The organism is Streptomyces monashensis (genome assembly GCF_001866665.1).
In the GTDB taxonomy this organism is placed as follows: domain Bacteria; phylum Actinomycetota; class Actinomycetes; order Streptomycetales; family Streptomycetaceae; genus Streptomyces; species Streptomyces monashensis.
This window is the reverse complement of sequence record NZ_MLYO01000036.1, coordinates 235,247-259,689: the sequence shown is the minus strand read 5'-3', so window position 1 is coordinate 259,689 and position 24,443 is coordinate 235,247. Positions and strand designations below refer to the sequence as shown.

Below are 24,443 nucleotides of genomic sequence, written 5' to 3'. Positions count from 1 at the left end.
CGAGGAGGCCGACGTGATCGTGCGGATCATGGGGGAGGGCCAGTGGCAGCTGGCCGACTCCCACTTCCCTGAGCTGAACAAGCTCGACGACGAGCTGCTGGACGAGATGGAGAGCGGCGACGAGGAAGGCTTCCGCCGCGTCCTCGGCGCCCTCCTCGACTCCGTCCGCCGCCTCGGCGCTCCGCTTGCGGACGATGCGCTGGAGCCCTCGGAACTGATCCTTCCGTCGCCGGACGCCTCGCTGGAGGAGGTCCGGGAGATGCTCGGCGACGAGGGGCTGATCCCGGGGTAGCGCCGCCCGGGCCGTCACCGGCACCGGGCGTTACAAAGCCCCCGTACTGTTCCTCCTGTGAGCACTCTCGAACGCGCCCGTTGCAGCGTCAGGGCGCATCCGTGGGCCCTGGACGCGGGCGTCGCCGCGGGCGTGCTGGGATGCATGGTCGCGGGATCGTTCGTGACGCCGCGCGGCACCGACGGGGCCAGCTGGGGCGCCCGGACCCCGGCCGCCCTGAGCCTCCTCCTCATGCTGCTCGCCGCGGGCGCGCTCGTCTTCCGGCGCCGCGCTGCCATGCCGGTGCTGGCCGTCACCGGCACGCTCGCCGTCGTCGAGTGCGTCACCGGCGACCCGCGTGCCCCGGTCACGATGGCCGCCGTCGTCGCCCTCTACACCGTCGCCTCGACCACCGACCGGACCACCACCCTGCGCGTCGGTCTGCTCACCATGACCGTGCTGACGGCCGCCGCCATGCTCGGCGGCCCCCTGCCGTGGTACGCGCAGGAGAACCTGGGCGTGCTCGCCTGGACCGGTATCGGCGCCACCGCCGGGGACGCCGTGCGCAGCCGGCGCGCGGTCGTACAGGCCATCCGCGAGCGCGCCGAGCGGGCCGAGCGGACCCGTGAGGAGGAGGCCCGGCGCCGGGTCGCCGAGGAGCGGCTGCGTATCGCCCGCGATCTGCACGACGTCGTCGCCCATCACATCGCCCTGGTGAACGTGCAGGCGGGGGTCGCCGCGCATGTCATGGACAAGCGGCCGGACCAGGCCAAGGAGGCCCTCGCCCACGTCCGCGAGGCCAGCCGCAGCGCCCTCGACGAGCTGCGCGCGACCGTCGGCCTGCTCCGGCAGTCCGGCGACCCCGAGGCGCCCACCGAGCCCGCGCCCGGGCTGAGCCGGCTGGAGGATCTCGCGGGCACCTTCCGCAGCGCCGGGCTCCCGGTGGAGGTGGCCCGCGCCGGACCGGACGCCGATCTGCCGGCCGCCGTCGAGCTGGCCGCCTACCGCATCGTCCAGGAGGCCCTGACCAATGTGCAGAAGCACGCCGGGACCGGCGCCAGGGCCGAGGTCAGCGTCGTCCGCGTGGGACCGGACATCGAGGTGACCGTGGTAGACGACGGCCCGGGCGGGCCGAGCGCGCCCGGCACCGGCGGCGGGCACGGGCTGCTCGGCATGCGCGAGCGGGTCACCGCCCTCGGCGGCACCCTCACCACCGGACCCCGCTACGGCGGCGGCTTCCGCGTCCATGCGATCCTGCCCGTCAAGACCCGCACCGAGACCCCTACGGCCTGAGCGCCGTACGACGGCCCCCGGGGGAGCCCGCATGACGATCCGTGTCCTGCTCGCCGACGACCAGGCCCTGCTGCGCAGCGCGTTCCGGGTGCTCGTCGACTCCGAGCCCGACATGGAGGTGATCGGCGAGGCCTCCGACGGCGCGGAGGCGGTCCGGCTGGCCAAGGAGCAGGGCGCCGACGTCGTCCTCATGGACATCCGGATGCCGGGCACGGACGGGCTCGCCGCCACTCGGATGATCAGCGCCGATCCGTCCCTCTCCGAGGTCCGCGTGGTCATCCTGACGACCTTCGAGGTCGACGACTACGTCGTCCAGGCGCTGCGCGCGGGCGCCTCCGGCTTCCTCGGCAAGGGCAGTGAGCCGGAGGAACTGCTGAACGCCATCCGGGTCGCGGCGGGCGGCGAGGCCCTGCTGTCCCCGGTGGCCACCAAGGGGCTGATCGCCCGCTTCCTCGCCCAGGGCGACGGCGACGACGGCCGCGACCCCGCTCGCTCCGAGCGGCTCGGCGCGCTCACCGGACGGGAGCGGGAGGTGCTGATCCAGGTCGCCGGCGGCCACTCCAACGACGAGATCGCCGAGCGCCTGGAGGTCAGCCCGCTCACGGTCAAGACGCACGTCAACCGGGCCATGGCCAAGCTGGGCGCCCGCGACCGGGCCCAGCTCGTGGTGATCGCGTACGAGTCGGGGCTGGTCAGGCCGCGCACGGACTGATCTCCACCCCGGGGCCGAGTCACGGTGTACTCCGCTCTCCACCCGGCGTACTGCGGGCGGAGTAGGGAGCGGATAAGGAAATGGACCCTGGGGCTACGGTTTCGCCCTGCGTGATGGGCGAGGGTGAGAGGGTCTGCCGCTCACAGAATGAGAGACCCTGACCCATGTCCTGGCTGTCGAGGTTCAGCCTGCGCCAGAGGGCCCTGATCGGCCTGATGTCGCTCATCGCGCTCGTCTTCGGGCTGATCGCGATACCCCAGATCAAGCAGCAGCTGCTGCCCACCATCAACCTGCCCATGGTCTCGGTGATCGCGCCGTACCAGGGCGCCTCGCCCGATGTGGTCGAGAAGCAGGTCATCGAGCCGATCGAGAACAACCTCCAGGGCGTCGACGGCGTCAAGGGCGTCACCTCGACCGCCGGCGAGGGCAACGCCGTGATCATGGCGTCCTTCGACTACGGCAACGACACCAAGCAGCTCGTCTCCGACGTCCAGCAGGCCGTCAACCGGGCCCGCAACCAGCTGCCGTCCGGTGTCGACCCGCAGGTCGTCTCCGGCTCGACCGACGACATGCCGACCGTCGTCCTCGCCGTCACCTCCGACAAGGACCAGCAGGCCCTCGCCGACCAGCTGGACAAGACCGTCGTACCGACGCTGAAGAACATCTCCGGCGTCGGCCGCGTCCAGGTCACCGGTGTGCGCGACCTCCAGGTCACGGTCACCCCGGACGACGCGAAGCTGGCGCGGGCCGGTCTCACCCCCGCCGCGCTCGGCCAGGCCCTCCAGGCGGGCGGCGCGACCGTCCCGGCCGGCTCCTTCGACGAGGGCGGCGCGAACCGCACCGTCCAGGTGGGCGGCGGCTTCACCTCGCTGGCGCAGATCCAGGACCTGACGGTCACCGGCGAGGGCGGCGGCAAGCCGGTGCGCCTCGGTGACGTGGCCGCGGTCAAGGAACAGCCGGCCCCGGCCGACTCCATCACCCGCACCGACGGCAGGCCCAGCCTCGCCGTCAACGTGACCATGGACCACGACGGCAGCGCGGTCACCATCTCGAACGCCGTCAAGGACAAGCTGTCCGACCTGCGCACGCAGCTCGGCTCGGGTGCCGAGCTCACGGTCGTCAGCGACCAGGGCCCGGCCGTCTCCAAGTCCATCAAGGGCCTGACCACCGAGGGCGCGCTCGGCCTGCTCTTCGCGGTCCTCGTCATCCTGGTCTTCCTCGCGTCGATCCGCTCGACGCTGGTCACGGCGGTGTCCATCCCGCTGTCCGTCGTCCTCGCCCTGATCGTGCTGTGGACGCGCGGCCTGTCCCTGAACATGCTCACGCTGGGCGCGCTGACCATCGCCATCGGCCGGGTCGTGGACGACTCGATCGTGGTCCTGGAGAACATCAAGCGGCACCTGGGCTACGGCGAGGAGCGGCAGGAGGCGATCATCACCGCGGTGCGCGAGGTGGCCGGCGCGGTCACCTCCTCGACCCTCACCACGGTCGCCGTGTTCCTGCCGATCGGGCTGGTCGGCGGCATGGTGGGCGCCCTGTTCGGCTCGTTCAGCATCACGGTGACGGCGGCCCTGCTGGCCTCGCTGGTCGTGTCGCTCACGGTCGTCCCGGTCCTGTCCTACTGGTTCGTGCGCGCCCCCAAGGGCACCCCGGACGACGCGGCCGAGGCCCGGCGCCGGGCCGAGGAGAAGGAGGCGAACAGCCGCCTGCAGCGCCTCTACGTCCCCGTCCTGCGCTTCGCCACGCGCCGTCGCCTGACCAGCCTGCTGATCGCGGTCGTGGTCCTCGTGCTCACGTTCGGCATGGGCGGCATGCTGAAGACCAACTTCTTCGACCAGGGCGCGCAGGAAGTCCTCACGGTCAAGCAGGAGTTGAAGCCCGGCACCAGCCTCGCGGCCACCGACGTCCAGGCGAAGAAGGTCGAGCGGCTCATCGCCTCGACCAAGGGCGTCAAGGACTACCAGGTCACCGTCGGCTCCTCCGGCTTCATGGCGGCCTTCGGCGGCGGCACCGGCACCAACCAGGCGTCGTACCAGGTCATGCTGAAGGACTCGAAGTCGTACGACGACGTCCAGAAGCACCTGGAGGACGGCCTGAAGAAGCTCTCCGGCATCGGCACGACCACGGTGTCCGCCGGTGACGGCTTCGGCAACCAGGACCTGAGCGTGGTGGTCAAGGCCGCCGACCCGCAGGCGCTGCGCACGGCCGCGGACCAGGTCCGCGCCACGGTCGCGGGCCTCGGCGGCGTCACCGACGTCACCAGCGACCTCTCGACCAGCGTGCCGCGGATCTCGGTCAGGGCGAACGCCAAGGCGGCGGCCGCCGGTCTGGACGACCAGAAGCTCGGCGCGGTGGTCGCGGAGGCGGTGCGCGGCACGACGGCGGCGAAGGCGACCCTCGACGACACCGAGCGCGACGTCGTGGTGCGGTCCGCCGAGCCCGCGACCACGCTGGCCCAGCTGAAGAACCTGCGGGTCGGCCCGGCCCGGCTGGGCGACCTCGCCACCGTGCAGGTGGTGGACGGCCCGGTGTCGCTGACCCGGATCGACGGGCAGCGCGCCGCGACGGTCACGGCCAAGCCGACCGGTGACAACACGGGTGCGATCAGCACCAAGCTCCAGTCGAAGATCAAGGCGCTGAAGCTGCCGGCGGGTGCCACGGCCGAGATCGGCGGTGTCACCTCCGACCAGAACGACGCGTTCAAGAACCTGGGCCTGGCCATGCTGGCGGCGATCGCGATCGTCTTCATGCTCCTGGTCGCGACGTTCCGTTCGCTGGCCCAGCCGCTGATCCTGCTGGTCTCGATCCCGTTCGCGGCGACGGGCGCGATCGGCCTGCTGGTCGCCACCGGCACCCCGATGGGCGTCCCGGCGATGATCGGCATGCTGATGCTGATCGGCATCGTGGTCACCAACGCGATCGTGCTGATCGACCTGATCAACCAGTACCGCGGACAGGGCTACGGCGTGGTCGAGGCCGTGATCGAGGGCGGCCGCCACCGGCTGCGCCCGATCCTGATGACGGCCCTGGCGACGATCTTCGCCCTGCTGCCGATGGCCCTGGGCGTCACGGGCGAGGGCGGCTTCATCGCCCAGCCCCTCGCGGTGGTCGTCATCGGCGGCCTGATCACGTCCACCCTGCTGACCCTGCTCCTCGTCCCGACGCTCTACGCCATGCTGGAACTGCGCAAGGAGCGCCGGGCGAAGAAGCGGGTGGCGAAGCGGGAGGCGACGCAGGCCGCGGCTCCGGAACCCGTGGGGGTGTAGGAGACCGGTGGGCAGGACGGCCGGGCTCGCGCGATGGCGCGAGCCCGGCCGCTTCACTGGGCCCTGGAGGTGACGTCCACCAAGCCCAGGGCCGACCGCGAGACCAAGCGCCGCTGTTACGCCCGTGGGGGCATCCCGCTTGCCGGGACAACGCCCGGTGGCTACGGCAGCGCCAGCATCCGCTCCAGCGCCAGCTTGGCGAACGCCTCGGTCTCCTTGTCGACCTCGATCCGGTTGACCAGGGTGCCCTCGGCCAGGGACTCCAGGGTCCAGACCAGGTGGGGCAGGTCGATGCGGTTCATGGTCGAGCAGAAGCAGACCGTCCTGTCGAGGAAGACGACCTCCTTGCCCTCGGGAGCGAAACGGTTCGCCAGCCGGCGCACCAGGTTCAGCTCCGTGCCGATGGCCCACTTGGACCCGGCCGGCGCGGCCTCCAGGGCCTTGATGATGTACTCGGTCGAGCCGACGTAGTCCGCCGCGGCCACGACCTCGTGCCTGCACTCCGGGTGCACCAGCACGTTCACGCCGGGGATGCGCTCACGGACGTCGTTCACCGAGTCCAGGCTGAAGCGGCCGTGCACCGAGCAGTGCCCGCGCCAGAGGATCATCCTGGCCGCCCGCAGCTGCTCCGCCGTCAGCCCTCCGTTCGGCTTGTGCGGGTTGTAGACCACGCAGTCGTCCAGGGACATCCCCATGTCGCGGACGGCGGTGTTGCGGCCGAGGTGCTGGTCCGGCAGGAAGAGCACCTTCTCGCCCTGCCCGAAGGCCCAGTCCAGCGCCCGCTCGGCGTTCGACGAGGTGCAGATCGTGCCGCCGTGCCTGCCGGTGAACGCCTTGATGTCGGCGGAGGAGTTCATGTACGAGACCGGCACGACCTGCTCGGCCACGCCCGCCTCGGTCAGCACGTCCCAGCACTCGGCGACCTGCTCGGCCGTCGCCATGTCGGCCATGGAGCAGCCGGCGGCGAGGTCGGGCAGGACCACCTTCTGGTCGTCGGAGGTGAGGATGTCCGCCGACTCGGCCATGAAGTGCACACCGCAGAAGACGATGTACTCGGCCTCCGGGCGCGCGGCGGCGTCCCGGGCCAGCTTGAAGGAGTCACCCGTGACGTCGGCGAACTGGATGACCTCGTCGCGCTGGTAGTGGTGGCCGAGCACGAAGACCTTGTCGCCGAGCTTCTCCTTGGCCGCGCGGGCGCGCTCGACCAGGTCCGGGTCGGACGGCGACGGCAGGTCACCGGGACACTCGACGCCCCGCTCGCTCTTCGGGTCGGCCTCACGGCCGAGCAGCAGCAGGGCGAGCGGAGTCGGCTGCACGTCGAGCTCCGGGGTCTGGGCGGTGGTCACGACACGCACCCTTTCTACTTTTCGTCTAACTGACGCTATCTATCATATCCGCTTCACGTCACTTTGACGACGGCCATAGCGTCGATGTGACATGAATCCCCATGAGGCGTTTTCCGCTCCGCAGGCCATGTGCGAGCATGAAGAAGGAGCCGAAAGACAGGCGCCCGGCCCGGAATGAATCCGCGGCCTTGCCGGTTGCACTCGTCGGCAAGCAGTCTCCGTACAACCCGGGAGAGATGTAGATGTCCGTATCGGACGAGACCACCACCGTCACCGACGGCATCATCCTGACCGACGCCGCCGCGGCCAAGGTCAAGGCCCTGCTCGACCAGGAAGGCCGTGACGACCTCGCGCTGCGCGTCGCCGTCCAGCCCGGCGGCTGCTCCGGCCTGCGCTACCAGCTCTTCTTCGACGAGCGCTCGCTCGACGGCGACGTGGTGAAGGACTTCGGCGGCGTCAAGGTCGTCACCGACCGCATGAGCGCCCCGTACCTGGGCGGCGCCACCGTCGACTTCGTGGACACCATCGAGAAGCAGGGCTTCACGATCGACAACCCGAACGCGACCGGCTCCTGCGCCTGCGGCGACTCCTTCAGCTGAGCCCGCCACGGCATGAGAAAGGCGGCGGCCCCCTCCGAGGGGCCGCCGCCTTCGTCGTACGCCGGGGCTACCGCACCGGTGCCCCGCTCTCCGGCCGCGGCGCGGTAGCCTCCGCCCGGGGGACCGGCGTGCCGTCCGCGCCGACCACCGTCCGCCCGTCCAGCGGCGCGGCCAGCCGTACGGTCTTCACGTACTCCTTGGCGATCATCACGCACACCCGGTCCGGCCAGGGGTGCTCGGTGACGGTGACGGTCACCTTGCCGCCGCTCTCCTTCGCCGCCGCCGCGTAGTCCGCGCAGACCCCGCCGTAGAAGCTCACGGTCAGCTCCCGGCCGTCGGCCGTGTACCCCTCGACCTTCACGGTGTGCGGCTTCGGCGCCGTGCTCGGCTCGCCGGAGGGAGCCCCGCCGGAGGGAGCCCCGCCGGAGGGAGCCCCGACCGAGGGAGCCGGTGCCAGATACGCGGGATCGACCGCCGGATACGTCACCGTGTACACGCCGCCCGCCGCGTCGCGCCGCACCCGGAACAGCCAGGACGGCACCAGCGCCTGCTTCCCGGCGACGGAGTGCGCCGCGAGCCCGAACACCGCCTGGTCGACGGTGGCCGTGTCCGCCGGGGAGGTGCCGGTGCCCGCCCCGCAGGGCCGCTCGAACCGGTCCTTGACCGGCACCGGGCGCGTGCAGCCGCCGATCCCCATCCGGTGGTCGCCCTTCGGCGCCGCGTTCATCAGCTTCAGCGTCTTCGCCGCGCCCAGGACCGGGTACGTGTCGCCCTTCACCGGCGCCGCGAGCAGCCCGTGCCCGCCGACCACCTCGCCCTGCCCGCCGACCGTCAGACCCGTCGTCCAGCCGTACGTCGGCAGCCCGCCGACCACCGGATCGGCGTTCACCACCCGCTGGACGCCCATCAGCTGGCTCGCGTCGACCTTCGCGTCGTCCAGCCCGGCCGCCTTCAACACGGGGGCCGCCGCCGCGGTCGCCCTCGACACGCTCACCGCGCCGCCCATCGGACCCATCGGGTCGTGCGTGCACAGGGCGCCCTTCGCGCAGTCGTCGCTGCCCGGCGCGTAGCGGCTGAAGGTCCAGCTGCCCGGCGCGTCCCGGTTCACCGTCAGGCTCGGGCCCGTGCCGTCCTTGCCGCCGACCCGCCAGATCCCGCCCTCGGCCACCGGCGTCCCGGCCACCCCGAGCGCCCGGGCGAGCCTGGCCACCGCGTCCTCGCCGACCTCGCCCCGCGGGGTGTACACCGGCGCGGAGCCGGGGCCGGCCGGCAGCCTGCCCCGGGCCGCGTACGTCGCGCCGTACGGGTCCGGCTCGCCGGTGGCGACGCCGTTCCCGCCGCTGCGGCCGTCGAGCGCGAGCGGCGGGGGAGTGGCGCCCGAGCCGGCCGCGCCGGGTCCGTCCGTACGGCCGCCCGTGGCGCCGCTCGCCGCGAGATAGCCACCGCCGCCGACCAGCAGCACGGCGGCGGCCACGGAGAGGACGGCGACCCGGGACCGGCGCCGCCCGCCGTGCTCGTCGTCGGCGCGCTCGTCGTCGGCGCGCTCGGCGCGGCTCGTGTGTGCGGAGCCCTCAAGGTGCTCGCGGTCCTCGGGTCGCTCGGTGTTCACCGCATCGCTCCTCGTCGGTCGAGGGAGGTCGTATCCCGCCTCCCCCCGGTGGGGGACGGCGATGGGACGTACGAGGGGAGCGTGCGGTTCCCGGACAGTGCGCCCGGCGGGTCAGTCGCCGTAGTCGGACATCTCGTCCAGCAGCCGCGCGGAGCGCGTCGGCACGCTCACCCCATGGATACGGGACGGCGGCACCGGCCGCGACTCGGCATGCGCGGGCACCGACCAGCGCGCCGCCATCCGGGCGCAGTCGCCGCGCAGCGTGGCGAGGTCGCCCTCCAGGTCGGCCGGGGCGGGGGAGTGGACCTTGAGGTTCGTCATGCTGGCACCGTAGGCACGGTGGACGGTGCGAAGAAAGACCTACTATCGGGTAGATTTGCCAACTACAACGGTGTCGCCCGACCGGATAGCGTGAACTGTCAATCCGCCCTCCCGCCTTTCCCACCGCCCTTCCCACGAGCGCTTCGCGCGCACCCGTCTTATTCCGCAGGAGAATGCCCGTCGTGCGCATCGCAGTCACCGGCTCCATCGCCACCGACCACCTCATGACCTTCCCCGGCCGCTTCGCCGACCAGCTCGTCGCGGACCAGCTGCACACGGTGTCGCTCTCCTTCCTGGTCGACAACCTCGACGTGCGCCGCGGCGGCGTCGCCGCCAACATCGCCTTCGGCATGGGCCAGCTGGGTACGCGGCCGATCCTGGTCGGTGCCGCCGGCTTCGACTTCGACGAGTACCGGGCCTGGCTCGACCGGCACGGCGTGGACACCGCGTCGGTCCGGATCTCCGAGACCCTGCACACCGCCCGCTTCGTGTGCACCACCGACGCCGACCACAACCAGATCGGCTCCTTCTACACCGGTGCGATGAGCGAGGCCCGCCTCATCGAGCTGAAGACCGTCGCGGACCGCGTGGGCGGCCTCGACCTCGTCCTCATCGGCGCCGACGACCCGGAGGGCATGCTCCGCCACACGGAGGAGTGCCGCTCCCGCGCCATCCCCTTCGCCGCCGACTTCTCCCAGCAGATCGCCCGCATGGAGGGCGACGAGATCCGGACGCTGATGGAGGGGGCGACGTACCTCTTCTCCAACGAGTACGAGAAGGGCCTCATCGAGACCAAGACCGGCTGGAGCGACGCCGAGATCCTGGAGAAGGTCGGCCACCGCGTCACCACGCTCGGCTCGCGGGGCGTGCGCATCGAGCGGGCCGGCGAGGACCCGATCGAGGTCGGCTGCGCCGAGGAGGAGCGCAAGGCCGACCCCACGGGCGTCGGCGACGCCTTCCGCGCCGGCTTCCTGTCCGGGCTGGCCTGGGGCGTGTCCCTGGAGCGGGCGGCGCAGGTCGGCTGCATGCTCGCCACGCTGGTCATCGAGACGGTCGGCACGCAGGAGTACCAGCTGCGCCGGGCCCACTTCATGGAGCGCTTCACCAAGGCGTACGGGGACGAGGCCGCGCAGGAGGTCCAGGCCCACCTGGGCTGAGCCCCGCGCGGCTCAGCTCACCCTGCGCACCACGTACGCCGTCCCCCGCTCCGCCGGCTCCTCCCCGACGTACTCCTGACCGCGCATCTCGCACCACGCCGGGATGTCCAGCCGGGCGGCCTCGTCGTCGGAGAGGACGCGTACGGTGCCGCCGACCGGTACGTCACCGAACACCCTGGCCAGTTCGATGACCGGGATCGGGCAGCGCTTGCCGAGGGAGTCGACGACGAGTTCCCCGGCTCCCCCGGCCGCCGCGGCCGGCGCGGGGGCCGGGGCGCCCAGCTTCTCCCGGACGCCCGCCACGGCCCCCGGCAGCACCTCCAGGAACCGCTCCACGTCCGCCTCGGCCGCCCCCGGCGGCAGGGACACCCGGACGTTGCCCTCGCTCAGCACCCCCATCGCCTTGAGCACATGGCTGGGCGTCAGCGTGCTGCTCGTGCACGACGAACCGGACGAGACGGCGAAACCCGCCTCGTCCAGCGCGTGCAGCAGAGTCTCTCCGTCGACATAGAGACACGAGAAGGTGACGATCCCCGGCAGCCGCCGCTCGGGGTCGCCGACGACCTCCGCGTCGGGCACCGTCGCCGCCACCCGCGTCCGGATCCGTGCCGTCAGCTCCCGCAGCCGCACCGCCTCCTGGGCCGCCTCGGCGCGCACCGCGCGCAGCGAGGCCACGGCCGCCACGATCGCCGGGATGTTCTCGAACCCGGGTGCCCGGCCCGACTCCCGTTCGCCGGCCGGTCCTTGGGCGGCGAACCGCACGCCCTTGCGGACGACGAGCAGCCCGACCCCGGGCGGCCCGCCCCACTTGTGCGCACTGGCCGCGAGCAGCGACCAGCCGCCCCCGACCGGCCCCCAGCCCAGCGACTGCGCCGCGTCCACCAGCAACGGCACCCCGGCCGCCCGGCACACCTCGGCCACCTCGGCCACCGGCTGCACGGTCCCGACCTCGTGGTTGGCCGACTGCAGCACGGCGAGCGCGGTGTCCCTGCGCAGCGCGGCCGCGTAGGCGGCGGGGTCGACGCCTCCGGCCCGGTCGACGGCCACCTGCGTGACCGTCCCGCCGCCCGACGCGTGCAGGTCGGCCGAATGGAGCACGGAAGAGTGCTCGACGGATGACACGATCAGGTGGCTCCCGACCCGCCGCCGCCCGGCCAACGCGCCTGCGACACCGGTGTGTACGGCCTGCGTCCCGGACGCCGTGAACACCACCTCGTCCGCTCGGCACCCCACCGCCTCGGCCGCCGCCTCCCGCGCGGCGTCCAACAACAACCGCGCCTTGCGCCCCTCCCGGTAGAGCCGAGCGGGATCGGCCCAGCCGTCGTCCAGGGAGGCCAACAGGGCCTGACGGGCGACCGGATGAAGAGGGGCGCTGGAGGCAGCGTCAAAGTAGGCCATACGGCAACGTTAAGACCCCGGACCGGCGGCCGGGCAAGGGGCGCGGGGAACGGCGCGACCAGCCACGATGAGCCCGCGCCCGCCAATTCAGCGAACCACCCGCTCCAGTAGGCACCCCTCCCCGCGAACCCTCGGAGAGGGTGGGCTAGGGTTTGGTCCGCATAAACATCCAAACCCCTGCCCGCCGCAGGGCGGCGACCGACCAGCGAGAAGGCCGCAGCCGACCGCGCGGGCGAGACTCTCGGGAAGGCGCTACGTGAGTCCCAACGGCTCCGACCGCTCGCCGCGGCGCCCGATGCGGCGGAAGCTGCTGCAGGCACTGACCGCGGGCCTGGTCCTGGCGACCGCAACCGGTTGCACATACAAGGACTTCCCCCGCCTTGGCATGCCCACCCCGACCACGGAAGAGGCTCCGCGGATCCTCTCCCTGTGGCAGGGCTCCTGGGCTGCCGCGCTGGCCACCGGCGTGCTGGTGTGGGGCCTGATCCTGTGGAGTGCTTTCTTCCACCGGCGCAGCCGCACCAAGGTCGAGGTACCTCCGCAGACTCGGTACAACATGCCGATCGAGGCCCTGTACACGGTGGTCCCGATCATCATCATCTCGGTGCTCTTCTACTTCACGGCCCGGGACGAGTCGAAGCTCCTGGACCTCTCCAAGAAGCCCGACGTCACGGTCAACGTGGTGGGCTTCCAGTGGAGCTGGGGCTTCAACTACGTCGAGAACGTTCCCGGTGTCTCCGGCGACGCGAAGACCGACAAGAACCTGGACGCCATTCCGGACCGGTTCAAGAAGGACTTCCCGGCGAACGCCGGCGGCGTCTACGACGTCGGCACGCCCGCCACGAAGAACCCGCAGACGGGCAACCCCGGTCCGACCCTCTGGCTCCCCAAGGGCAAGACGGTCCGCTTCGTCCTCACGTCCCGTGACGTCATCCACTCCTTCTGGGTGGTGCCGTTCCTGATGAAGATGGACGTCATCCCGGGCCACACCAACTCGTTCCAGGTGACCCCCAACCATGAGGGCACCTTCCTCGGCAAGTGCGCCGAGCTCTGCGGTGTCGACCACTCCCGGATGCTGTTCAACGTGAAGGTCGTTTCCCCGGCAGCGTACGAGGCGCACCTCAAGGACCTCGCCAAGAAGGGGCAGACCGGTTACATTCCCGCCGGCATCGCGCAGACGAGCCACGAGAAGAACCGGGAGACGAACAACCTGTGAGCATCCTCAACGAACCCCAGGGTGCCGCGGCAGCCGCAGGCTCGTACGCGGACGAGCTGCCGGTCAGGCGCAAGCAGCCCGGTAATGTCGTGGTCAAGTGGATGACGACCACCGACCACAAGACGATCGGCACGATGTACCTCGTGACGTCGTTCGCGTTCTTCCTGATCGGCGGCGTGATGGCGCTGCTCATGCGCGCCGAGCTGGCCCGTCCGGGCCTGCAGATCATGTCGAACGAGCAGTTCAACCAGGCGTTCACGATGCACGGCACGATCATGCTGCTGATGTTCGCGACGCCGCTGTTCGCCGGTTTCGCCAACTGGATCATGCCGCTGCAGATCGGCGCGCCCGACGTGGCGTTCCCGCGACTGAACATGTTCGCCTACTGGCTCTACCTGTTCGGCTCGCTCATCGCGGTGGGCGGCTTCCTCACCCCGCAGGGCGCGGCCGACTTCGGTTGGTTCGCCTACTCGCCGCTGTCGGACGCGGTCCGCTCGCCGGGCGTCGGCTCCGACATGTGGATCATGGGTCTGGCCATGTCGGGCTTCGGCACCATCCTCGGCTCGGTCAACTTCATCACCACCATCATCTGCATGCGCGCCCCGGGCATGACCATGTTCCGCATGCCGATCTTCGTGTGGAACGTGCTGCTGACCGCCGTGCTGGTCCTGCTCGCCTTCCCGGTCCTCGCGGCCGCGCTGTTCGCCCTGGAGGCGGACCGTAAATTCGGCGCCCATGTATTCGACGCCGCAAACGGCGGAGCATTGCTATGGCAACACCTCTTCTGGTTCTTCGGACATCCAGAGGTGTACATCATCGCGCTACCGTTCTTCGGCATCATTTCCGAGGTCATTCCGGTCTTCTCGCGTAAGCCGATGTTCGGCTACATGGGTCTGATCGCCGCGACCATCGCGATCGCCGGTCTGTCCGTGACGGTGTGGGCCCACCACATGTACGTCACCGGTGGTGTGCTGCTGCCGTTCTTCTCCTTCATGACGTTCCTGATCGCCGTACCGACCGGTGTGAAGTTCTTCAACTGGATCGGCACGATGTGGAAGGGCTCGCTGTCCTTCGAGACGCCGATGCTCTGGGCGACCGGCTTCCTGATCACCTTCACGTTCGGTGGTCTGACCGGTGTCATCCTGGCCTCGCCGCCGATGGACTTCCACGTCTCCGACTCGTACTTCGTGGTGGCCCACTTCCACTACGTGGTCTTCGGTACGGTCGTCTTCGCCATGTTCTCCGGCTTCCACTTCTGGTGGCCGAAGATGACCGGCAAGATGCTGGACGAGCGCCTCGGCAAGCTCACCTTCTGGACGCTGTTCATCGGCTTCCACGGCACCTTCCTGGTCCAGCACTGGCTGGGCGCCGAGGGCATGCCGCGTCGTTACGCCGACTACCTGGCGGCCGACGGCTTCACCGCGCTGAACACGGTCTCGACCATCAGCTCCTTCCTGCTCGGCCTGTCGATCCTGCCGTTCCTCTACAACGTGTGGAAGACGGCCAAGTACGGCAAGAAGGTCGACGTCGACGACCCGTGGGGCTACGGCCGTTCGCTGGAGTGGGCGACCTCCTGCCCGCCGCCGCGGCACAACTTCCTCACCCTGCCGCGGATCCGCAGCGAATCCCCGGCGTTCGACCTGCACCACCCTGAGATCGCCGCTCTGGAGCAGCTGGAGCACTCCGGCGTCGGTGCCATCGCGGGCAGCAAGGAGGCCGGCAAGTGAAGATCCAGGGTCGGCTGTTCATCTGGCTGAGCGTCTTCATCCTGATCATGGCCATCGTGTACGGCGTGTGGTCGAAGGAGCCGGCCGGTACCACCGCGCTGTTCCTGGCCTTCGGCCTGAGCGTCATGATCGGCTTCTACCTGGGCTTCACCGCCCGGCGGGTCGACGCGGGCGCCCAGGACGACAAGGAGGCCGATGTCGCGGACGACGCGGGCGAGTTGGGCTTCTTCAGCCCGCACAGCTGGCAGCCGCTGCTGCTGGGCTTCGGCGGTGCGATCGCCTTCCTCAGCATCGCGGTCGGCTGGTGGCTGATCTACTTCGCCGCCCCGTTCATCATCCTCGGCCTGTTCGGCTGGGTCTTCGAGTACTACCACGGTGAGAACCGCACCCAGTAGCACACGAGAACGCGCGCCGGAAGCCCGGACACTCCATCGGGAGCGTCCGGGCTTCCGGCTGTCGTCGTTCAGATGGAGCAGTGTCGATCCCTCGTACGGGTTACGTACCGGGTAAATGGGGTCAACACCTCATAGCGTGATCGTATGAACCACACTCCGCGGACCCGCACCGTCGTCAGCTGCACGCTGCTGGTGACCGCCCTCGGCGTGGGCGTCACCGCCTGCGGTTCGGACGGCAACCCCCTGTCGGCCAAGCCGTACGACGCGGCGGACCAGATCTCCGTCAGCGGCCCCGCCGGTGCGGGAAAGCGGGCCGACCCGGACAAGCCCCTGGAGATCACCGCCAACGACGGCGAGGGCCGGATCACCGACGTGACCGCCCAGGACGCCGCAGGACGCTATGTGGCGGGCGAACTCACCGCCGACGGCAGTCGATGGCACAGCACCTCCCCGCTGGCCGCCAACGCCCACTACACGGTCACGGTGAGCACGGAGGACGAGGACGGCGCGCCCGGCCGCAAGGTCCTCGCGTTCGACACCGGCAGGCCCACGGCCAAGAAGCGGCTGACGGTCACGCTCGGCCCGGACTCGGGCGAGTACGGCGTCGGACAGCCCATCACCGCCCAACTCGACCAGGAGATCAAGGACAAGACGCAACGAGCCGTCATCGAGCGCGCCCTGCGGGTGGAGTCCACACCGTCCGTGCAGGGCTCCTGGTACTGGGTGAGCGGCAAGGAACTCCACTACCGGCCCAAGGAGTACTGGCCCGTCCACACCACCGTCACGGTGCACAGCAACCTGGACGGCATCAAGATCAGCGACCGGCTGTGGGGCGGTCCGTCCAAGCCGCTGAAGATCACCACCGGTGACCGGGTCGTGGCCGTCACGGACGCCGCCGCGCACCGGCTGACGGTCTACAAGAACGGCCAGGCGATCAGATCGATCCCCGTCACCACGGGCAGGCCCGGCTTCGAGACCCGCAACGGCGTCAAGGTCGTCCTGAACAAGAGCTACCTCGTACGGATGCGCGGCACCACGATCGGCATCGCCGAGGGCACCTCCGACTCCTACGACCTGAACGTCTACTGGGCGACCCGGGTGACCTGGTCCGGCGAATACGTGCACGCCGCGCCCTGGTCCGTGGGCTCACAGGGCTCCGCGAACGTCAGCCACGGCTGCACCGGCATGAGCACGGCGAACGCCGAGTGGTTCTTCGGCAACATCCGCGAGGGCGACATCGTGCAGGTCGTCAACTCCAACGGCAAGCAGATGGAGCCCTTCGGCAACGGCTTCGGCGACTGGAACGTCGACTGGAAGAAGTGGAGCCAGGGCACCGCCCTGACAAGCAGAGCCACCGCCGGTCAGTCGACGGCGGACACGGTGAGACTCGCACCGACGGCACAGTGAGAGTGCCCCGAAGGGGCGCGGGGCCACCGCGCCCCGGGCCGCTAGGCGCTCAACAGCCGCTTGTGCCGCAGCAGGGAGGCGAGCGCGGAGGCGAACTCCACCGGATCCACCGGAAGGGTCACCGCGGCGTCCGCACGGCTCCACGTGGCCAGCCAGGCGTCCTGCGGCCGGCCCATCAGCAGCAGCACCGGCGGGCAGTTGAACACCTCGTCCTTGATCTGCCGGCACACGCCCATGCCCCCCATCGGCACGGCCTCGCCGTCGAGCACGCACACGTCGATGCCTCCGCGGTCCAGCTCGCGCAGCACCGCGTCCGGGGTCGCGCACTCCACGAACTCGACCAAGGGGACGTCGGGAGCGGGCCTGCGCCCGGCTGCCAGCCGTACCTGTTCGCGGGTGTTGGAGTCGTCGCTGTAGACCAGCACGGTGGCGGTCGGCTGCATTGTTCCTCCGGGACGTCAGCGTCGTACGGACGGGACGGACAGTGCCGTTCGGGCGGAGCCTACTCCGGTCAAAGCGCCCATGAACACCACGTCAACACCGGTTCGGCGGGGAGCAACACTCCGAACGGCACCCCCCGGAGTGAGGGCGGGATAAGCGACCGACATAATGTCGGTCGTGGCGACAGCAACGACAGTAGAAACCGGGCACGCGCACCCGTCGGTCAACCGGCCGAACCTCACCAGCGTCGGAACCATCATCTGGCTGAGTTCCGAGCTGATGTTCTTCGCGGCCCTCTTCGCGATGTACTTCACCCTGCGATCGGTGACGGGTCCGGCGCACTGGAAGCACATGGCCGAAGCACTCAATGTGCCCTTCTCGGCGACGAACACCACGATCCTGGTGCTCTCCTCACTCACCTGCCAGCTCGGCGTGTTCGCGGCCGAGCGCGGGGACGTGAAGAAGCTCCGTGGCTGGTTCATCGTCACCTTCATCATGGGTGCGATCTTCATCGGCGGGCAGATCTACGAGTACACCGAGCTGGTGAAGAAGGACGGCATCTCGCTGTCCTCCGACCCGTACGGCTCGGTGTTCTACCTGACCACCGGCTTCCACGGCCTGCACGTGACAGGCGGTCTCATCGCCTTCCTGCTGGTCCTCGGCCGCACCTACATGGCCAAGAGGTTCACTCACGAGCAGGCGACCGCCGCCATCGTCGTGTCCTACTACTGGCACTTCGTCGATGTGGTCTGGATCGGCCTCTTCGCCACGATCTACTTGATCAAGTAGCGGGACCTCCCGCATCCAGAAGCATCGACGCTGAAGATCCTGACACCGGGGTAATCCGTGAAAAAGCTCTCCGCACGACGACGCCATCCGCTGGCGGCGGTCGTCGTCCTACTCCTCGCGCTGGCGGCCACTGGGGGGCTGTACGCCGCGTTCGCACCCGCGGGCAAGGCGCAGGCCGATGAAACCTCCCAGTCCCTGACCATCACAGAGGGCAAGAAGCTCTACGAGGTCGGCTGCGCCAGCTGCCACGGCACCGGTGGCCAGGGCTCCTCCGACGGCCCGAGCCTGGTCGGCGTGGGCGCCGCGGCGGTCGACTTCCAGGTCGGCACCGGCCGTATGCCGGCCGCCACCATGCAGGGCGCTCAGGTCCCGCGCAAGAAGGTCGTCTACAACCAGACGCAGATCGACCAGCTCGCCGCGTACATCGCCTCGCTGGGCGCCGGCCCGAGCGTCCCCACCAAGGACCAGTACGGTCCTGACGGCGCGGACATCGCCAAGGGTGGCGAGCTGTTCCGTACCAACTGCGCGCAGTGCCACAACTTCACCGGCAAGGGCGGTGCCCTGACGCAGGGCAAGTTCGCGCCGAGCCTGGAGGGTGTCGCTCCGAAGCACATCTACGAGGCCATGCAGACGGGCCCGCAGAACATGCCGTCCTTCCCCGACACCACGATGTCGTCGAAGAACAAGAAGGACATCATCGCGTACCTGAACGCGGTCAACGGCGACAAGACGGAGAACCCGGGCGGTCTGGAGCTGGGCGGCCTCGGGCCGGTCAGTGAGGGTCTGTTCGCCTGGATCTTCGGCCTCGGCGCGCTGATCGTGGTCGCCGTCTGGGTCGCCGCTCGGACCGCAAAGGCCAAGAAGTCATGAGTAGCCAAGACATTCCAGAAGAGAACCTGCCCGCTGAGCAGGAGCACGCGCACGGCGCCGTAAGCGTCGCGGACGAGGAGAACCCGTTCGCCGACCCGGGGCTGCCCCCGCACGAGCACCGGATCCAGGACATCGACGAGCGGGCCGCCAAGCGGTCCGAGCGCGTCGTCGCCCTGCTGTTCACGGTGTCGATGCTGGCCACCGTCGCCTTCATCGCCTCGTACCTGGCGATCCCGCACGACAAGTCGATCTTCGTCTTCCCGATCGGTCACCTGAGCGCGCTGAACTTCGCGCTGGGTGTGACCCTCGCGGTGGCGCTGTTCTGCATCGGCGCGGGCGCGGTCCACTGGGCCCGCACCCTGATGTCCGACGTGGAGGTCGCCGACGACCGGCACGCGATCGAGGCCTCGCCCGAGGTGCGCGCCAAGGTCATGGCCGACTTCCGCCAGGGTGCCGCCGAGTCCGGCCTCGGCCGCCGCAAGCTGATCCGCAACACGATGTTCGGCGCGATGGCCATGGTGCCGCTCTCCGGCGTCTTCCTGCTCGGCGGTCTCGGCCCGGCCCCGAAGGACAAGCTGCGGCACACCATGTGGGCCAAGGGCAAGCGCCTGGTCAACATGAACACGAACCAGCCGCTGCGCCCCGAGGACGTCGCGGTCGGCTCGCTCACCTTCGCCAAGCCCGACGGCCTGGAGGAGACCAGCGAGGACTTCCAGAACGAGATCGCCAAGGCGGCCCTGATGATCGTCCGGCTGCAGCCGGACAACATCAAGGACAAGCGCGAGCTCGACTGGTCGCACCAGGGCATCGTCGCCTTCTCGAAGATCTGCACCCACGTCGGCTGCCCGATCTCGCTGTACGAGCAGCAGACGCACCACGTGCTGTGCCCGTGCCACCAGTCCACCTTCGACCTCTCCGACGGTGCCCGAGTGATCTTCGGCCCCGCCGGCCACGCCCTGCCGCAGCTGCGCATCGGCGTGGACAGTGACGGTTACCTCGAGGCGCTCGGCGACTTCGAGGAGCCCGTCGGTCCTGCATTCTGGGAGCGCGGATGAGTACTGCAGCGAACGAATCCCCCCGCGCACGCGGGAAGGCACCGGCCGGCGAGCGCGTCGCCGACTGGGCCGACGGCCGACTCGGGATCTACTCCCTGGCCAAGAGCAACATGCGCAAGATCTTCCCCGACCACTGGTCGTTCATGTTGGGCGAAGTGTGCATGTACAGCTTCATCATCATCATCCTGACGGGTGTCTATCTGACACTGTTCTTCCACCCGTCGATGAACGAGGTCGTGTACCACGGCTCGTATGTCCCGCTCCAGGGACAGCTGATGTCCGAGGCGTTCAACTCGACCCTGCACATCTCCTTCGACGTGCGCGGTGGTCTGCTCATGCGGCAGATCCACCACTGGGCCGCGCTGATCTTCCTCGCCGGCATGTTCGTGCACATGATGCGCGTGTTCTTCACCGGTGCGTTCCGCAAGCCGCGTGAGATCAACTGGCTGTTCGGCTTCCTGCTGTTCGTCCTCGGCATGTTCACCGGCTTCACCGGTTACTCGCTGCCGGACGACCTGCTCTCCGGCACCGGTGTCCGCTTCATGGAGGGCGCGATCCTGTCCGTGCCGATCGTCGGCACGTACCTGTCGATGTTCCTCTTCGGCGGCGAGTTCCCCGGTCACGACTTCGTCGCCCGGTTCTACTCGATCCACATCCTGCTGCTGCCGGGCATCATGCTCGGCCTGATGGTGGGCCACCTGATCCTGGTCTTCTACCACAAGCACACGCAGTTCGCGGGTCCCGGAAAGACCGAGAAGAACGTCGTCGGCATGCCGCTGCTGCCGGTCTACATGGCCAAGGCCGGAGGCTTCTTCTTCCTGGTCTTCGGTGTCATCGCGTTCATCGCGGCGGTCGCGCAGATCAACCCGATCTGGGCCATGGGCCCCTACCGTCCGGACCAGGTGTCCACCGGCGCCCAGCCCGACTGGTACATGGGCTTCTCCGAGGGCCTGATCCGGTTCATGCCGGGCTGGGAGATCAACATCTGGGGTCACACGCTCGTCCTGGGTGTGTTCATCCCGCTGGTGATCTTCCCGCTGGTCCTCGTGGCCATCGCGGTCTACCCGTTCATCGAGTCCTGGGTCACCGGCGACAAGAGCGAGCACCACATCCTGGACCGCCCGCGCAACGCCCCGACCCGTACGGGTCTCGGTGTCGCCTGGATGACGCTGTACCTGACGCTGCTGGTCGGCGGCGGCAACGACCTGTGGGCCACGCACTTCCACCTGTCGATCAACGCCGTCACCTACTTCGTCCGGATCTTCTTCTTCGTCGGACCGGTCATCGCGTTCCTCGTCACCAAGCGGATCTGCCTGGGTCTGCAGCGCCGCGACCGCGAGAAGGTGCTGCACGGTCGCGAGACCGGCATCATCAAGCGGCTGCCGCACGGTGAGTTCATCGAGGTGCACGAGCCGCTCAGCCAGGAGCAGCTGCACACGCTCACCGCGCACCACCAGTACGAGCCGGCCGAGATCGGTCCGGTGGTCGACGAGAACGGGGTCCGGCGCAAGGTCGGAACCTCGGAGAAGCTGCGGGCCAAGCTGTCCAGCGCCTACTACGGCGAGGACAACCAGATCCCGAAGCCGACCGTCGACGAGTACAAGGAGATCACGAGCGGCCACGGCCACCACTGATCACCGCGTCGCCACACCACGGTGAGGGGCCCCGTCCGGCTTGCGGACGGGGCCCTTCGCCGTGTCCCGGGGCCGATAGGGTGGGATCGACCGACGAATGCGCAGGTACGACACTCAGGAGCGACCATGAGCGCTGTGACCCCCGCTGGAGGCGACACCACGGCGGGCCGCTCCTGGCCCGCCCTGCTGAACGGCCTGCTGAGCGGCGAGAACCTGTCCGCCGACGACACCGCCTGGGCCATGGACCGGATCATGCGCGGCGAGGCGACCGACGCCCAGATCGCCGGGTTCGCGGTGGCCCTGCGGGCCAAGGGACAGACGGTCGAGGAGATCACCGGCCTCGTGCGCACGATGTACGAGCACGCGAACGTGATCGAGGTGCCGGGCCGCACCGTCGACATCGTCGGCACGGGCGGCGACGGGGCGAGGACGGTGAACATCTCCACGATGTCCTCGCTGGTCGTCGCCGGTACGGGCGCCAAGGTCGTGAAGCACGGCAACCGCGCCGCCTCCTCCGCCTCCGGGGCCTCCGACGTCCTGGAGAAGCTGGGCGTCAACCTCGACCTCACGCCCGGGCGGGTGGCCGAGGTCGCCGAGGAGGCCGGCATCACCTTCTGCTTCGCGGTCAAGTTCCATCCAGCGCTGCGTCATGTCGGCGCCGCCCGCGGCCAGTTGGGGATCCGGACGGTCTTCAACCTGCTCGGTCCGCTCACCAACCCGGCGAAGGTGCGGTCCCAGGCGGTCGGCGTGGCCGTCGCGCGGGAGGCGCCGATCGTCGCCGGCGTGCTCGCGGAGCGCGGCAACTCCGCGCTGGTCTTCCGCGGCGACGACGGCCTGGACGAGCTGACGACGACGGCCACGTCCCATGTCTGGGTCGTGCGGGACGGCAAGGTCACCGAGGAGGTCTTCGACCCCCGCGAGGTCGGTATCGACCTCGTCCCCGTGGAGGCCCTGCGCGGCGGCGACCCGGCCCACAACGCGGACGTGGCCCGGCGGCTGCTGGACGGCGAGCGGGGCCCGGTCCGGGACGCCGTCGTACTGAACTCGGCGGCGGCCCTCGTCGCCCTGGACCCGGCGGACGCCCCGCTCGCCGAACAGCTCGGCGCCGGCATGGCCCGGGCCGTCGAGTCCATCGACTCGGGCGCGGCGAAGCGGGCGCTGGAGCGCTGGGTGGCGGCGACCAACGCATAGCGGCCAGGACGAGCGTCCCGCGATCCGGACAGGGTTGCGGGACGACGATCAGTTGACGTAGTTTCCTGAACCAGGTCATGAGTGACAGTCATGAGGCCCCGGCCGACTGTCCGGCAACCCTCCGTCCGTGGCGGGGTGCCCCGGGTGAGGACCAGGTCGTGGGCAGCGAGGTCCACGGCAAGCGCGGACCCCTCGAGAAACCAGGGGTCCTGGTCGTCGAGGAGCCTTCCGTGAGCAAGCGAATGCGATAGGGCCGCCGAGCCCCGCCTCCGCACCCCCTCTTTCTCTTCTTTCCGTACGCCTTGCTGCCGTACGTCCTCACGGGAGTCCACCCATGTCTGTCTCCACCGTTGCCGCCGACCAGTCCGTTCGTGCCCCGCTGCCCGTTCTGGGCCGGGATGTCACCGTCCCGCTCGTGACCGGTGGCGAAGTCACCTACGCGGCGCTCGACTACGCGGCCAGCGCCCCCGCGCTCCAGCGCGTCTGGGACGACGTCGCCGCCTACGCGCCGTACTACGGCAGCGTCCACCGCGGCGCCGGCTACCTCTCGCAGCTCTCGACCGACCTGTTCGAGAACGCCCGCAGGACGGTCGCCGAGTTCCTCGGCTGCCGCGCCGACGACCAGGTGGTCTTCACCCGCTCGACCACGGACTCGCTCAACCTGCTCGCCCGCGCCCTGCCCGCCGACTGCCAGGTCTTCGTCTTCGAGACCGAGCACCACGCCTCCCTGCTGCCCTGGCAGGACGCGCGGGTCACGTACCTCAACGCGCCGCGCACCCCGCGCCAGGCCGTCGAGACCCTGGAGCGGGCCCTCGCCGGCCGCACTGCATCTGTTCAAGAGGGGTACGGCCCGGCCCTGGTCTGCGTCACCGGCGCCTCCAACGTCACCGGCGAGCTGTGGCCGGTGCGCGAGCTCGCCGCCGCCGCACACGCCCACGGCGCCCGGATCGTCCTGGACGCCGCCCAGCTGGCCCCGCACCACCGGGTGGACGTGCGCGACCTGGACGTCGACTGGGTCGCCTTCTCCGGGCACAAGCTGTACGCCCCCTTCGGCTCCGGCGTCCTCGCGGGCCGCGCCGACTGGCTGCGCGCGGCCGAGCCGTACCTCGCGGGCGGCGGCGCCAGCCGCACGGTCACCCGGCGGCCGGACGGGGGAGTGGCCGTGGAGTGGCACGAGAGCGCCGCCCGGCACGAGGCGGGCTCCCCGAACGTCATCGGTGCCTACTCCATCGCGTCGGCCTGCAAGGCGCTCACCGAGGCCGGCTGGGAGAACCTGGTGGCCCGCGAGGAGCACCTGATCGCCGAGGTCCGCGCGGGTCTGGCCGAGGTGCCGCAGGTGAAGGTGCTGTCCCTGTTCGGCGACGATGCCCCGCGGGTCGGCGTGATCTCCTTCGTGGTGGAGGGCTGGAACAGCTCCCACTTCGCCGCCGCGCTCTCCGCCGAGTACGGCATCGGCGTCCGTGACGGCCTCTTCTGCGCCCACCCCCTGGTCCGCACCCTGCTCGGCAGCGACCCCCAGACCCAGGGCGAGTGCGGCGCCCCGGAGGCGGCCCCCGGCGAGAAGTCCCTCAACGCCATCCGCGTGAGCTTCGGCGCGGGCACCCCGGACGAGCACGTCGAGCGCTTCGTGACCGCCGTGCGGGAACTGGTGACCGAGGGCGCCCGGTGGACGTACCGCACGGAGGACGGCCGCTGCGTGCCAGCGGTGTGAGGGTCCGTACGCCCGTTCCGGGGCGGCCTTCAGCC

The 24,443-nt window shown here is 70.1% G+C and carries 21 protein-coding genes, 1 pseudogene and 1 riboswitch; of the genes and pseudogenes, 17 read left to right on the top strand and 5 right to left on the bottom strand.

Annotation, left to right across the window (positions count from 1 at the left end; all coding sequences use genetic code 11):
- The first annotated feature begins 13 nt into the window (after positions 1-13).
- From pspAA to BIV23_RS52035, 5 genes and pseudogenes are all read left to right on the top strand, one after another.
- Positions 14-292 (top strand): PspA-associated protein PspAA, encoded by a 279-nt coding sequence (gene pspAA, locus BIV23_RS23415; RefSeq protein WP_071372371.1) that lies wholly within the window; start codon positions 14-16, stop codon positions 290-292.
- Between the two features lie 57 nt (positions 293-349).
- A complete protein-coding gene (locus tag BIV23_RS23410) occupies positions 350-1,564 on the top strand; it encodes a sensor histidine kinase (protein WP_071382883.1) in 1,215 nt (404 codons plus the stop codon).
- Positions 1,565-1,595: 31 nt separating this feature from the next.
- On the top strand, positions 1,596-2,276 hold the full coding sequence (locus BIV23_RS23405; protein ID WP_071382882.1) for a response regulator: 681 nt from the start codon (positions 1,596-1,598) through the stop codon (positions 2,274-2,276).
- A gap of 164 nt (positions 2,277-2,440) precedes the next feature.
- Positions 2,441-5,542: an efflux RND transporter permease subunit gene (locus BIV23_RS23400; RefSeq protein ID WP_071382881.1), complete on the top strand. Its 3,102-nt coding sequence runs from the start codon at positions 2,441-2,443 to the stop codon at positions 5,540-5,542.
- A 63-nt stretch (positions 5,543-5,605) separates the two neighbouring features.
- A pseudogene (locus tag BIV23_RS52035) lies at positions 5,606-5,683 on the top strand (Uma2 family endonuclease); the annotation flags it as partial.
- 20 nt (positions 5,684-5,703) lie between these two features.
- Here BIV23_RS52035 and nadA read toward each other — a convergent pair.
- Positions 5,704-6,888 (bottom strand): quinolinate synthase NadA, encoded by a 1,185-nt coding sequence (nadA, locus tag BIV23_RS23395; RefSeq protein ID WP_071382919.1) that lies wholly within the window; start codon positions 6,886-6,888, stop codon positions 5,704-5,706.
- A gap of 242 nt (positions 6,889-7,130) precedes the next feature.
- Between nadA and BIV23_RS23390 the strand changes: the two genes are divergently transcribed.
- Positions 7,131-7,487: an iron-sulfur cluster assembly accessory protein gene (locus BIV23_RS23390; RefSeq protein ID WP_030340884.1), complete on the top strand. Its 357-nt coding sequence runs from the start codon at positions 7,131-7,133 to the stop codon at positions 7,485-7,487.
- Between the two features lie 67 nt (positions 7,488-7,554).
- Here the strand turns inward: BIV23_RS23390 and BIV23_RS23385 are convergent, their stop codons facing one another.
- Both BIV23_RS23385 and BIV23_RS23380 read right to left on the bottom strand, forming a co-directional pair.
- On the bottom strand, positions 7,555-9,096 hold the full coding sequence (locus BIV23_RS23385; RefSeq protein WP_245790604.1) for a hypothetical protein: 1,542 nt from the start codon (positions 9,094-9,096) through the stop codon (positions 7,555-7,557).
- Positions 9,097-9,207: 111 nt separating this feature from the next.
- Positions 9,208-9,417, bottom strand: a complete 210-nt coding sequence (locus tag BIV23_RS23380) for a hypothetical protein (protein ID WP_071382880.1) — start codon at positions 9,415-9,417, stop codon at positions 9,208-9,210.
- Positions 9,418-9,599: 182 nt separating this feature from the next.
- Here BIV23_RS23380 and BIV23_RS23375 point away from each other — a divergent pair, with 182 nt between their 5' ends.
- Complete coding sequence (locus BIV23_RS23375) at positions 9,600-10,574, top strand: carbohydrate kinase family protein (RefSeq protein WP_071382917.1); 975 nt, start codon at positions 9,600-9,602, stop codon at positions 10,572-10,574.
- Positions 10,575-10,586: 12 nt separating this feature from the next.
- On the opposite strand, the gene BIV23_RS23370 is transcribed toward BIV23_RS23375, so the two are convergent.
- A complete protein-coding gene (locus BIV23_RS23370) occupies positions 10,587-11,972 on the bottom strand; it encodes a cysteine desulfurase/sulfurtransferase TusA family protein (RefSeq protein ID WP_071382879.1) in 1,386 nt (461 codons plus the stop codon).
- 256 nt (positions 11,973-12,228) lie between these two features.
- On the opposite strand from BIV23_RS23370, the gene ctaC reads away from it, so the two are divergent.
- The 4 genes from ctaC (at position 12,229) to BIV23_RS23350 (ending at position 16,717) form a co-directional block, all read left to right on the top strand.
- Entirely contained in the window at positions 12,229-13,188 is a 960-nt protein-coding gene (gene ctaC / locus BIV23_RS23365; RefSeq protein WP_071372379.1) for an aa3-type cytochrome oxidase subunit II, read from the top strand.
- Complete coding sequence (ctaD, locus tag BIV23_RS23360) at positions 13,185-14,915, top strand: aa3-type cytochrome oxidase subunit I (protein ID WP_071382878.1); 1,731 nt, start codon at positions 13,185-13,187, stop codon at positions 14,913-14,915. Before ctaC ends, ctaD begins: the two co-directional genes overlap by 4 nt.
- On the top strand, positions 14,912-15,310 hold the full coding sequence (locus BIV23_RS23355) for a cytochrome c oxidase subunit 4 (RefSeq protein ID WP_071382877.1): 399 nt from the start codon (positions 14,912-14,914) through the stop codon (positions 15,308-15,310). The genes ctaD and BIV23_RS23355 overlap by 4 nt, the downstream gene beginning before the upstream one ends.
- Positions 15,311-15,454: 144 nt before the next feature.
- A complete protein-coding gene (locus tag BIV23_RS23350; protein WP_071382876.1) occupies positions 15,455-16,717 on the top strand; it encodes a L,D-transpeptidase in 1,263 nt (420 codons plus the stop codon).
- 41 nt (positions 16,718-16,758) lie between these two features.
- Here the strand turns inward: BIV23_RS23350 and BIV23_RS23345 are convergent, their stop codons facing one another.
- The gene (locus BIV23_RS23345) at positions 16,759-17,160 is read right to left on the bottom strand and encodes a response regulator (protein ID WP_071382875.1); all 402 of its coding nucleotides are present in this window, start codon (positions 17,158-17,160) and stop codon (positions 16,759-16,761) included.
- A gap of 166 nt (positions 17,161-17,326) precedes the next feature.
- Here BIV23_RS23345 and ctaE point away from each other — a divergent pair, with 166 nt between their 5' ends.
- From ctaE to BIV23_RS23315, 6 genes are all read left to right on the top strand, one after another.
- Complete coding sequence (gene ctaE, locus BIV23_RS23340; protein ID WP_071372384.1) at positions 17,327-17,947, top strand: aa3-type cytochrome oxidase subunit III; 621 nt, start codon at positions 17,327-17,329, stop codon at positions 17,945-17,947.
- Between the two features lie 57 nt (positions 17,948-18,004).
- Positions 18,005-18,817 (top strand): cytochrome bc1 complex diheme cytochrome c subunit, encoded by an 813-nt coding sequence (qcrC, locus tag BIV23_RS23335; protein ID WP_071382874.1) that lies wholly within the window; start codon positions 18,005-18,007, stop codon positions 18,815-18,817.
- Positions 18,814-19,872: a cytochrome bc1 complex Rieske iron-sulfur subunit gene (qcrA, locus tag BIV23_RS23330; protein ID WP_071382873.1), complete on the top strand. Its 1,059-nt coding sequence runs from the start codon at positions 18,814-18,816 to the stop codon at positions 19,870-19,872. Before qcrC ends, qcrA begins: the two co-directional genes overlap by 4 nt.
- Entirely contained in the window at positions 19,869-21,506 is a 1,638-nt protein-coding gene (qcrB, locus tag BIV23_RS23325; protein ID WP_071382872.1) for a cytochrome bc1 complex cytochrome b subunit, read from the top strand. Before qcrA ends, qcrB begins: the two co-directional genes overlap by 4 nt.
- A 126-nt stretch (positions 21,507-21,632) precedes the next feature.
- Positions 21,633-22,697: an anthranilate phosphoribosyltransferase gene (gene trpD, locus BIV23_RS23320; protein ID WP_071382871.1), complete on the top strand. Its 1,065-nt coding sequence runs from the start codon at positions 21,633-21,635 to the stop codon at positions 22,695-22,697.
- A 73-nt stretch (positions 22,698-22,770) separates the two neighbouring features.
- A riboswitch (SAM riboswitch) is annotated at positions 22,771-22,887 on the top strand.
- 144 nt (positions 22,888-23,031) lie between these two features.
- Positions 23,032-24,408 (top strand): aminotransferase class V-fold PLP-dependent enzyme, encoded by a 1,377-nt coding sequence (locus BIV23_RS23315; RefSeq protein ID WP_071382870.1) that lies wholly within the window; start codon positions 23,032-23,034, stop codon positions 24,406-24,408.
- The last annotated feature ends 35 nt before the right edge of the window (positions 24,409-24,443 follow it).

Coding starts and splice junctions, on each gene's coding strand:
- BIV23_RS23315 (WP_071382870.1), top strand. CDS start 23,032: ATGTCTGTCTCCACCGTTGCCGCCGACCAGTCCGTTCGTGCCCCGCTG.
- BIV23_RS23400 (WP_071382881.1), top strand. CDS start 2,441: ATGTCCTGGCTGTCGAGGTTCAGCCTGCGCCAGAGGGCCCTGATCGGC.
- qcrA (WP_071382873.1), top strand. CDS start 18,814: ATGAGTAGCCAAGACATTCCAGAAGAGAACCTGCCCGCTGAGCAGGAG.
- trpD (WP_071382871.1), top strand. CDS start 21,633: ATGAGCGCTGTGACCCCCGCTGGAGGCGACACCACGGCGGGCCGCTCC.
- BIV23_RS23350 (WP_071382876.1), top strand. CDS start 15,455: ATGAACCACACTCCGCGGACCCGCACCGTCGTCAGCTGCACGCTGCTG.
- BIV23_RS23390 (WP_030340884.1), top strand. CDS start 7,131: ATGTCCGTATCGGACGAGACCACCACCGTCACCGACGGCATCATCCTG.
- BIV23_RS23405 (WP_071382882.1), top strand. CDS start 1,596: ATGACGATCCGTGTCCTGCTCGCCGACGACCAGGCCCTGCTGCGCAGC.
- BIV23_RS23370 (WP_071382879.1), bottom strand. CDS start 11,972: ATGGCCTACTTTGACGCTGCCTCCAGCGCCCCTCTTCATCCGGTCGCC.
- qcrB (WP_071382872.1), top strand. CDS start 19,869: ATGAGTACTGCAGCGAACGAATCCCCCCGCGCACGCGGGAAGGCACCG.
- BIV23_RS23380 (WP_071382880.1), bottom strand. CDS start 9,417: ATGACGAACCTCAAGGTCCACTCCCCCGCCCCGGCCGACCTGGAGGGC.
- ctaE (WP_071372384.1), top strand. CDS start 17,327: ATGTCGGTCGTGGCGACAGCAACGACAGTAGAAACCGGGCACGCGCAC.
- BIV23_RS23345 (WP_071382875.1), bottom strand. CDS start 17,160: ATGCAGCCGACCGCCACCGTGCTGGTCTACAGCGACGACTCCAACACC.